The 9,153-nt window shown below is 53.2% G+C and carries 13 protein-coding genes; 12 read left to right on the top strand and 1 reads right to left on the bottom strand.

Translation table 11 applies throughout. The features are described from left to right. The 11 genes from KOO63_16225 to KOO63_16275 all read left to right on the top strand — a co-directional run. Positions 1-617: substrate-binding domain-containing protein (locus KOO63_16225; protein ID MBU8923364.1), on the top strand; the 617-nt coding region annotated here is incomplete at its 5' end. A gap of 57 nt (positions 618-674) precedes the next feature. Next, a complete protein-coding gene (locus KOO63_16230) occupies positions 675-1,469 on the top strand; it encodes an ABC transporter permease (protein ID MBU8923365.1) in 795 nt (264 codons plus the stop codon). After that, the gene (locus KOO63_16235) at positions 1,456-2,571 is read left to right on the top strand and encodes an ABC transporter ATP-binding protein (protein ID MBU8923366.1); all 1,116 of its coding nucleotides are present in this window, start codon (positions 1,456-1,458) and stop codon (positions 2,569-2,571) included. Before KOO63_16230 ends, KOO63_16235 begins: the two co-directional genes overlap by 14 nt. A 73-nt stretch (positions 2,572-2,644) precedes the next feature. Beyond that, the gene (locus tag KOO63_16240; GenBank protein ID MBU8923367.1) at positions 2,645-2,989 is read left to right on the top strand and encodes a LysR family transcriptional regulator; all 345 of its coding nucleotides are present in this window, start codon (positions 2,645-2,647) and stop codon (positions 2,987-2,989) included. Between the two features lie 55 nt (positions 2,990-3,044). Further along, positions 3,045-3,233, top strand: coding sequence for a hypothetical protein (locus tag KOO63_16245; GenBank protein MBU8923368.1), 189 nt, complete (start codon positions 3,045-3,047; stop codon positions 3,231-3,233). Beyond that, positions 3,233-4,849 (top strand): molybdopterin molybdotransferase MoeA, encoded by a 1,617-nt coding sequence (locus KOO63_16250; GenBank protein ID MBU8923369.1) that lies wholly within the window; start codon positions 3,233-3,235, stop codon positions 4,847-4,849. The genes KOO63_16245 and KOO63_16250 overlap by 1 nt, the downstream gene beginning before the upstream one ends. Next, positions 4,846-5,658 carry a radical SAM protein gene (locus KOO63_16255; protein ID MBU8923370.1) on the top strand — a complete coding sequence of 271 codons (813 nt, stop codon included), beginning with the start codon at positions 4,846-4,848 and terminating at the stop codon, positions 5,656-5,658. The genes KOO63_16250 and KOO63_16255 overlap by 4 nt, the downstream gene beginning before the upstream one ends. Position 5,659: 1 nt before the next feature. Continuing rightward, on the top strand, positions 5,660-6,112 hold the full coding sequence (moaC, locus tag KOO63_16260) for a cyclic pyranopterin monophosphate synthase MoaC (GenBank protein ID MBU8923371.1): 453 nt from the start codon (positions 5,660-5,662) through the stop codon (positions 6,110-6,112). Next, on the top strand, positions 6,109-6,549 hold the full coding sequence (locus KOO63_16265; protein MBU8923372.1) for an MOSC domain-containing protein: 441 nt from the start codon (positions 6,109-6,111) through the stop codon (positions 6,547-6,549). The genes moaC and KOO63_16265 overlap by 4 nt, the downstream gene beginning before the upstream one ends. Further along, positions 6,521-6,988, top strand: a complete 468-nt coding sequence (locus KOO63_16270) for a MogA/MoaB family molybdenum cofactor biosynthesis protein (GenBank protein MBU8923373.1) — start codon at positions 6,521-6,523, stop codon at positions 6,986-6,988. The genes KOO63_16265 and KOO63_16270 overlap by 29 nt, the downstream gene beginning before the upstream one ends. A 1-nt stretch (position 6,989) precedes the next feature. After that, on the top strand, positions 6,990-7,751 hold the full coding sequence (locus tag KOO63_16275) for a Mut7-C ubiquitin/RNAse domain-containing protein (protein MBU8923374.1): 762 nt from the start codon (positions 6,990-6,992) through the stop codon (positions 7,749-7,751). A 13-nt stretch (positions 7,752-7,764) separates the two neighbouring features. Here the strand turns inward: KOO63_16275 and KOO63_16280 are convergent, their stop codons facing one another. Further along, complete coding sequence (locus tag KOO63_16280; protein ID MBU8923375.1) at positions 7,765-8,865, bottom strand: nitronate monooxygenase; 1,101 nt, start codon at positions 8,863-8,865, stop codon at positions 7,765-7,767. A gap of 133 nt (positions 8,866-8,998) precedes the next feature. Between KOO63_16280 and KOO63_16285 the strand changes: the two genes are divergently transcribed. Beyond that, a partial coding sequence (locus KOO63_16285) for a TetR/AcrR family transcriptional regulator (GenBank protein MBU8923376.1) occupies positions 8,999-9,153 on the top strand: 155 nt, incomplete at its 3' end.

Below are 9,153 nucleotides of genomic sequence, written 5' to 3' on the forward strand. Positions count from 1 at the left end.
GGTCCGATGAGATCGACGCGGGCAACTGGTTCATGATACTGATGGAGGACAATGTCGCTTTCGGCAGATCCGATCCGGACTCCGACCCCTGCGGATACAGAGCTGTACTTACTATGCGACTGGCAGAGATGCATTATGGTATCCATGGGCTGGCTGAAGGGCTTCTGGAAAAAGATAAACGCCACATAAGGCCGAAGGAGACAGATCTGATCGCCCTGCTCGAATCAGGAACGATTGATTATATCTTTCTATACAGGTCCGTCGCTGAGCAGCACGGGCTGGATTTTATTATCCTTCCCTCCGAGATCAATCTGGCAGATCTGGAAATGGCAGGGTTCTACGAAAAGGCCTCGGTAAAGATATCCGGAATAAAGCCGGGGTACTGGATAGTCAAAAAAGGCGCGCCGATGGTATACGGTGTGACCATACCTTTGAACGCTCCTCATCCTGAGATCGCCCGTTCGTTTGTCGAGTACCTGCTGGCCGGAGACCTGGGTATGGCTGTGATGAGGGAATGCGGCCAGCCATCAGTGGTTCCTTCATATACGGACACCTATGATGCTCTGCCGGAAAGCCTGCGACAATTCGCCCTGCCGGAGAGACCGGAAGATCAATAGTCCGGAGTGCCGTGCTGGCAATTGGGGAAATATGGATATGGTGACAGGGGAATCCTTATGAGAATATTCCGCGGTGAGATGACGCATCTTGTATTTGCGGCGCTGGGTGGGCTTGTCCTGCTCTTTATCATAGCGCCTCTTGCGGGGATGTTTCTGAGCGTTACACCTGGAGATCTCTCGGAATCAGTCATCGACCCGGAGGTTTCGAGGAGCGTCAGAGTCACCCTGTTCACTTCGATGGGAGCCACCCTGATCATGGCTCTTGGTTCTGTACCGCTCGCCTGGCTGCTGGCCAGGAAAGATTTTCCACTGAAGCAATTGATAAACGGGATAATCGATCTTCCGATAGTGATACCGCATTCAGCTGCTGGCATAGCTCTGCTGGGGGTGATAGCGAGAGGGACTCCCATGGCACGTCTCGCTGAAAAGGCGGGGTTCGAGTTTGTCGGCGGTTACGCCGGGATAATGGCGGCGATGGCTTTCGTCAGTGTTCCTTTCCTTGTAAACTCCGCAAGGGACGGGTTTGCCGCTGTTCCCAGGCAGCTGGAAAAAGCAGCCCTCAATCTCGGCGCCTCCCCGGTAAGAGTCTTCTTTACCATATCGGTCCCGATCGCCTGGCGATCGATACTGTCCGGTCTGATCCTGATGTGGGCGCGCGGGATGAGCGAGTTCGGCGCGGTCCTTGTCGTCGCGTACCATCCGATGATCACACCGGTGTTGATCTATGAAAGGTTCGGAGCCTTCGGCCTGAAATACGCGCGGCCTGTCTCGGTCCTCTTCGTTACGATATGTCTTCTCTTTTTCATCACGTTCAGGGTGATAGCGGGGAGGAGGAGAGATGCTCAGGGTTGAGGGATTATCGAAAAGTTTCGGGTCATTTTCGATGAATGATGTTTCGTTCGATGTGTCAGAAGGAGAATATTTTGTCCTCCTCGGTCCTTCAGGTACGGGCAAGACTGTACTCCTCGAGACACTGGCCGGGATGATGGAGGCCGATGATGGCAGGATCACCCTCAACGGGAGAGATATTACAGGAGAAAGTGTACAGAAAAGAGGAATAGGCCTGGTCTTCCAGGATCAGGCCCTCTTCCCGCATATGACGGCACGGGCAAATATAGCGTATGGACTGCATGGAAGAATGGCCGGAAAGAATGCAATGCAGGCAAGAGTGGAGGAACTTGCTGAGGAGATGGAGATTTCTCATCTCCTTGAACGAAAGCCGGGTACCCTGTCAGGCGGTGAAGCCCAGAGAGTGGCACTGGCCAGAGCCCTCGGTGCCGAACCGGATTGCCTCCTGCTCGATGAGCCACTCTCTTCACTCGACACTGGTGCACGTTCGAGGATGAGAGGACTGCTCCGAAGACTGAACCGGAAGAAGATGACGATAATACATGTTACTCATGACTATGAAGAGGCCCTTTCGCTCGCGTCGCGAGTCGGGATAATGGAGGGCGGCCGCATTGTTCAGATCGATTCTCCCGAAAGGATATTTCGCGATCCCGGCTCCGAATTCGTGGCAAGATTCGTCGGGATAAGGAATTTTTTCAGGGGAAGGATCGAGAGACAGACAGTTGCGGATCCAGGAGACCATGTCTCTGGAGGAGACTTCTCTGCAGGAGCAGAACATGTCGCTGCAGCAGAGCCGGTCTTCATATCGGATGGAATAAAGCTCGATATCCTGACATCACTGGACGCCGGAGATGCGGTCGTGGTGATCAGATCCGAGGACATAACAGTCTCTACCGAACCGGTATCCTCGAGCGCTCGAAATGTGATCGCCGGTGTCATTGTAGACATTGCTCCTGTCCGTGGCGGAATCGAGATATTGATCGATGCTGGTGTGGAACTTGCCGCTACGGTCACTTCACGATCAGTGGAGAGACTTAGGCTTGAGATAGGTACAAGGGTATTTTCTTCGATAAAAGCCAGCGCGATAAAGGTGCTCGACGGGTAAGTAACGGCTGAGAGTCCGGGTGAATAAGGCTGGGCCTTTCACGGTGAAGGGACCAGCGAACGGGAGAACGATCATGGAACCTGGAGTGAAACTGTATATAAATACAGATGAGAGGGAAGGCCTTTTCGGAGACGGGAAGTATCTTCTGCTCAAGTCGATAAGTGAACTTGGTTCATTGAGAAAAGCTTCGATCAAACTGGGCAGGGGATACAGGAAAGCCTGGGACGATATCCGGAGGACGGAAGAAGGTCTCGGCAGAAAGATCGTCCTGAGGTCCAGAGGTGGATCCGGTGGCGGGTCGACGAGGCTGACCCCGTTCGGAGCTGAACTGCTTGAAGCCTGGGAAAGATACCGGAACGAAGTCTCGGTATGCCTAGGGAGAGCCTGGGATGAACAATTGCGCGGGTTGCTGGAATAAATAGACGAAAACAGGCAAGACGCATAGTGTCGAAGAGTGTCAGGGAAGGACAGATATGGACAGGGAGAAACTGACAGAATTGATCCGGGAAAGTGCTATTGAGAGAGATGGGAAAAAAGTAATGCCGTGCCCCAAGGCATTTATGCTTGCCGGTGAATACGGCGTGTCTCTGAAAGAGATCGGTGAGTGCTGCAATGAGTCCGATATCAGGATATCGAACTGTCAACTGGGGTGTTTTAAGTAATGAAGACGATCGTGATCGCCGGTGCTCATTCGAAGGTAGGAAAAACAGGGCTGGCAGGGAGTATCTGTTCTATGGTGAAGGGAGCCGTTCATATCAAGATCGGTCACGGAACGGTAAAGAAGAATATGGACAATATTTTCTTTCCTCAAGGCACGCCATTTCGGGATATCCAGGAGAAGTACAATGACGCGCCTTTTCTTGTGATAGAGAGTGGGGCCGTCACCGCGGAGTTCGAGCCGGATTGTCTTATCTATCTTCCCGGTGGTGAACCGAAACCGGGTGCAGATGAGATCAGAAAGGTCGCTGACCTTGTAAGGGGAGAGGTGGTCGGCATGGACAGGCTTGTTGCCCTGTCTGGAAGGCTGGGCCTGTCGCTGGATAAAGTCGAGATGATCGCGGATGTTGCAGGAGTTCAGGCAGGGGTGAATAAACCTGTGAAAGAGATGGTCACGTTCGATGAGGCCTTCGAGGCAGTCATGACTTCTGCATCACCGCTCGGAAGCGAGGAGATATCCATTGAGGATGCTGTTGGCAGAGTTCTTTCTATGGATATCATCTCCGATATGGATATGCCGCCCTTCGACAAGTCGGCGATGGACGGGTATGCCTGTAGAAAGGCGGATCTTGCCACCCGGATGAAGATCGTTGCCACGATTCCCGCCGGAGAGATCCCGACGGTTGAGATCGGCTCTGGCGAATGTGTGAAGATAATGACAGGTGCCGCTATCCCGGCAGGAGCGGACGTGGTAGTGAAGGTGGAGGATACGGAAGAGTCCGGCGGGATGATGATAGTCAAAGAAAAAAGCAACGCGGTAAATATCTGTTACAGGGCAGAAGACGTCTCGGCCGGGGATACGGTCCTTCTCTCCGGCAGGTCGGTCGGGCCGGTGGAGATAGCGGTGCTGGCCGCGGTCGGCAGAACGAGCATAAAGGTCTTTAGAAAACCACGGCTCGGGATCATTGCTACCGGCAGTGAACTGGTGGAGCCTGGAGAAAAGCCGTCGGGTGCGCAGATCAGGAACAGCAACAGTTACCAGCTTGTAGCCCAGGCGAAAATCTCCGGGTTTGATGCCGATTATATGGGGATCGCGGGAGATTCTCCGGAAGAGATCGCCAAAGTTCTCGACAGTGCCGCGGCTTCATCAGACATCGTGATATTGTCCGGAGGCGTCTCCATGGGAGACTACGATTACGTTCCCGGAGTGATACAGAAGAGTGGTTTCGATATTCTTTTTCGTAAGGTAGCCATCAAACCAGGCAAGCCCACTGTTTTCGCAAGAGGAAAGGATAAATATATTTTTGGCCTGCCAGGCAACCCCGTGTCGACCTTTGTACTCTTCGAGATACTTGTGCGGCCGTTCGCGTCGCGGTTGATGGGGATGGACTACGATCCCGTAAAAGTGAGAGCCAGGCTGTCTGTTCCGATCAGAAGGAAAAAGACCGCAAGGAAGTCTTATATCCCCGTCATTCTGGATGATGTCGGGTCCGTCCGCCCTGTCGAGTATCATGGCTCGGCGCATATCCATGCTTATGCGGGAGCCGACGGCATCATCTCGATGGAGCCGGGAGTGAGCTGCCTGGAAAAGGGTGGAGAAGTGGATGTGATCCTCTTATGACGACAGATGGACATGGAAGAAATATCGATTACCTGAGAATATCGGTGACGGACCGGTGTAATTACCGTTGCGTCTACTGCATGCCTGAAGATGGGATAAGGCTGAAGGGCCATGATGAGATCCTGACTTTCGAGGAGATAGTCAGGATAGCCGACGCTGCCGGAGAACTCGGCTTCAGGAAGCTCAGGCTCACAGGTGGCGAACCGCTTGTAAGGAGAAATATAGAACGGCTCGTGGGGATGATCAGTAACACCGGGTACTACAACGATATTTCGATGACGACAAACGGTACGATGCTCAGCCCTATCCTGGCCCTGACGCTCAGGGACATGGGGCTGGACAGGATAAATATCTCTCTCGACACTCTCGACTCAGAGCGATTTGCGGAGATCACGAGGGGTGGTGACATCGATGAAGTATTTGACGGAATCGAAGCGGCGAAGAGGGCAGGGTTCGATCCTGTGAAGATAAACATGATCATATTCGATACGACTACGCTGGAGGAAGTCGAATCGATGAGGACATTCTGCGGAGAGCATGGCCTGTTGCTCCAGACGATAAAACATTTTTCCCTGTACAGGATGGTCGACAGCGGGCAGGTCCACTCGTTCGACAGGCCGATGCCCTGCAGCAGGTGCGACAGGCTGAGATTGACGGCCGACGGCTATCTCAAACCCTGCCTGTTCTCCAATAACGAGATCAAGGTAGACATGGACGATATAAAGGGATCGATACTGAAGTCCGTCGGGGAGAAACCTCTTGAGGGGAGCTCCTGCTGCAACAGGTCGATGTATCAGATCGGAGGGTAGTATGAAGAGATTTTCACATATTGGTCAGACCGGAGAAGTGAAGATGGTAGATATCTCCGGCAAGGAGATCGAAAAGCGTACGGCGGTCGCTGCGGGGGCCATCCTGATGTCGGAGGAGACTGTCGCCATGATCAGCGAGGGCCTGCTGAAGAAGGGTGACCCGCTGGCAACCGCACGGATAGCGGGGATAATGGCCGCAAAAAAGACATCCGATCTGATCCCACTCTGCCATCCACTTCCGATAGCAAAAGTCGGAGTCGATTTCAATATTGGGCAGGACAGGATCGATATCGAGGCGACAGTGGTAACTACCGCGATGACGGGTGTCGAGATGGAGGCGCTCACAGCCGTAGCGGTCGCGGGGCTCACCATCTATGATATGTGCAAGGCTGTGGACAAATCCATGACGGTCTGCGAGATCAGGCTTGTAAGCAAGAAGAAGGAAAAGAAGTGAAAAAGAGATTCAGGGTATTGTCGGTGAATATATCCGCCGAAAAGGGGACCGTGAAAAAACCGGCCGATGAGGCAAGGGTCATCGCCGGGCAGGGGATGAAGGATGACGCTCACGCGGGGGACTGGCACAGGCAGGTCTCCCTTCTCGCCATAGAGGACATCGATACGATGCGGGCGAAGTTACCCGAGATCTCTCCCGGGGATTTTGCGGAAAATATCACTACTGAGGGAGTCGATCTCCCGTCACTTCCGGTGGGCACCGTCCTCTCTATTGGAGATGTAAAGCTTGAAGTGACGCAGATCGGAAAGGACTGCCACGCGGGCTGCGAGATACTGGCGAAGACCGGCGAATGTGTGATGCCGAAGAGAGGCATCTTTGCAAGGGTGCTTGAAGGTGGGGTGATCTCAAGTGAAAGTGCTGGTTCTTACGATATCTGACAGGGCTTCCAGGGGAGAGTACGAGGACCTTTCCGGGCCGGCCGTGGAAAAGATCCTTCTGGAAGGTATGGAAGACACCATCGTGGAGAGGTCGATCGTTTCAGATGACGGGCCTGCTATCGAAAACGTTCTCAGGGCTTCGGGGACCTTCGACATCATACTCACCACAGGGGGGACCGGCCTCGGACCCCGCGACGTCACTCCGGAAGCTACTCAGCGGGTCTGTGACAGGATCATTCCCGGGATAGGAGAATATCTGCGCGGCGAATCTTTTCGTGAGACGAAGTCGGCCGTTTTGTCGAGGGGAACAGCCGGGATGATCGGAAAGACAATAGTGGTAAACATGCCCGGTTCTGTAAAAGGCGCTTTGTTCTGCGCCGGGCTTCTTGTCGATATTCTTCCCCACGCCCTGGCTATGGCCAGGGGAGAAGGTCACTGACATGGAACCGGCCAGGCATCGTGCCAGCTTCCGATTCTACGCGGAACTGAACGATTTTCTTCCCGCTCAGAGACGGCAACGACCCTTCGATTATTCTTTTGGTGGAAGGCCGGGGATCAAGGATGCCGTAGAGGCAATCGGAGCGCCGCATCCCGAGGTTGATCTTATAATCGTAAACGGCGTGTCGGTCGATTTCAGCTATAGACTTTCTGACGGTGATGTAGTTTCGGTCTATCCTGTATTCGAGGCTCTCGATATTACTCCGATTGTCCGACTCAGGCCGACACCCCTGCGGGAAACATGTTTTATACTCGATGTCCATCTTGGAAAACTCGTCCGCAGGCTCAGGCTTCTGGGGTTTGACTGCGCGTACGACAGCCAGGCGGACGACCGGGAGATAATCACCCGCTCGATCTCTGAACACCGCATAATCCTTACCAGGGATGTTGCCATGTTGAAGTCCGGGGATGTGACGCACGGATGCTGGGTCCGGGCGACCGATCCCAATGTACAGGTCCGGGAAGTCATCGATCGTCTCGATCTTCGCGGACAGGTCCGCCCCTTTATACGCTGTACGGTCTGCAACGGGTTAATAGAGCCTGCTGACAGGGAAGAGGCGATGAACGAAGCTCCGGAGAAAGTCAGGACGTGGTGCGAGGAATATTTCAGGTGCAGTGCATGCGGAAAGCTCTACTGGAAGGGAACACACTTCGACAGTCTCGACCGGCTTGTCCGGGATATCACAGAGCCAGATTGTTCCTGATGGATGTCCTGGATCAGGTAGTCTCCGCCAGCGCGACCTCGCTGTATTCTGCTTTCAGTTCATCGAGTAGTTCCTTGACAGCCATGATCCTGTCGACTCTCCATGCGTTGGAGCCGGCGAATGTCACTCCATCCTGCATGTGTCCCTTCGCCGCGTCTGTGAGGGCCAGAGCTATGCAGTAACGGGCATTTTTGATGTCGCAGTTCCTGATGCACTGGTACATACATGTGTATGGTTTTTTAATCCCATTAGCCACATCGGAAATATACTGGTTCAGGATCGCGCGTCCCGGCAGTCCTACGGGACTGTCGATGATCCGCAGTTCTCCTTCTTTACATTCTACATAGGCCTGCTTGAAGTTGGGGTGGGCATCGCATTCATCGGTAGCGACAAATCTCGTACCCATCATCACTCCGGAGGCATTCATAGTTTCAAAGGCATCGAAGATATCTTTGCCCGTATAGATGCCGCCAGCCGCGATCACCGGGATATCTTTCCCGAACTTATCACGGAAAGGGATCATTGCCTCGACCACTGCGGGAACGAGCTTCTGAATGGAAAAATCGGGATTGTCGATGTCGGGCTTTTTGAACCCTATGTGACCACCGGCCATTGGGCCCTCTACGACGACCGCGTCCGGGATGCATTTAAAGTTTTTTGCCCAGTAGGTAAATATCAATTTTGCGGCTCTCGCCGATGAGATCTTTGGGACCATCTTGATCCTGAAGTTCTGGAGCTCCTCTATGGAGACATTTCCAGGCCTTGTCAGCGGCAGTCCCGCGCTGAGGAACGCAATGTCTGCGCCACTGTTTTCGGCGGTAAGGATCAATTCTCCATAATCGCTGAGGGCAAGCATGATATTAACGCCTACAAGGCCGTCCCCCGATATTTCCTTGGCTCTTTTGATCTCTTTCGCCAGTGCCCTGTTGTTTGATGCCGAGACGTCCTCAATGAAGTTGGGTTCCAGCCTGCCGATCCCGGCGGTGGCGATGGTGCCGATCCCGCCCTCTTTCGCGACGGCCCCGGCCAGCCCTGACAGAGAAATGCCTACACCCATACCACCCTGGACGACCGGAATCTTCGCGGTCAGGTCATCAATTCGCAGTTCAGGCATATTTATCATTGACATTCCTTTGTTTTGCGCCTTATGTTAACCATGTTAACATAAGATTATATTCGAATGTTAACCGTGTCAACATAATAAGTCAGCTTTTCGGGCAATAATCCAGCGATTTTATTGAAAAACGATGAAAAATAATAAAAAGAGCTATCATCATGGAAATCTCAAGGCGGCACTGGTCGAGGAAGTGACCCGGATCGTCATAGAAGAAGGCGTAGATAATGTTACAGTCAGGACTGTAAGTGAAAATATTGGAGTATCGAGACCTGCCCTGTACAGACA

Source organism: Candidatus Latescibacterota bacterium (assembly GCA_019038625.1).
Classification (GTDB): Bacteria; Krumholzibacteriota; Krumholzibacteriia; order Krumholzibacteriales; family Krumholzibacteriaceae; genus JAGLYV01.